Source organism: Rhodovulum viride, assembly GCF_003265965.1.
GTDB classification, from domain to species: domain Bacteria; phylum Pseudomonadota; class Alphaproteobacteria; order Rhodobacterales; family Rhodobacteraceae; genus Rhodovulum; species Rhodovulum kholense.
In genome coordinates, this window is sequence record NZ_MUAV01000209.1 from 1 (window position 1) to 373 (window position 373).

Consider the following 373-nt stretch of genomic DNA (forward strand, 5'->3'; position numbering starts at 1 on the left):
TGTATGGGAAGCCCGATGCGCCAGAGTTGTTTCTGAAACATGGCAAAGGTAGCGTTGCCAATGATGTTACAGATGAGATGGTCAGACTAAACTGGCTGACGGAATTTATGCCTCTTCCGACCATCAAGCATTTTATCCGTACTCCTGATGATGCATGGTTACTCACCACTGCGATCCCCGGGAAAACAGCATTCCAGGTATTAGAAGAATATCCTGATTCAGGTGAAAATATTGTTGATGCGCTGGCAGTGTTCCTGCGCCGGTTGCATTCGATTCCTGTTTGTAATTGTCCTTTTAACAGCGATCGCGTATTTCGTCTCGCTCAGGCGCAATCACGAATGAATAACGGTTTGGTTGATGCGAGTGATTTTGA

General features: G+C 46.1%; 1 protein-coding gene. It reads left to right on the plus strand.

The features are described from left to right. Positions 1–373: phosphotransferase (locus BYZ73_RS21895; RefSeq protein WP_342768246.1), on the plus strand; the 373-nt coding region annotated here is incomplete at both ends.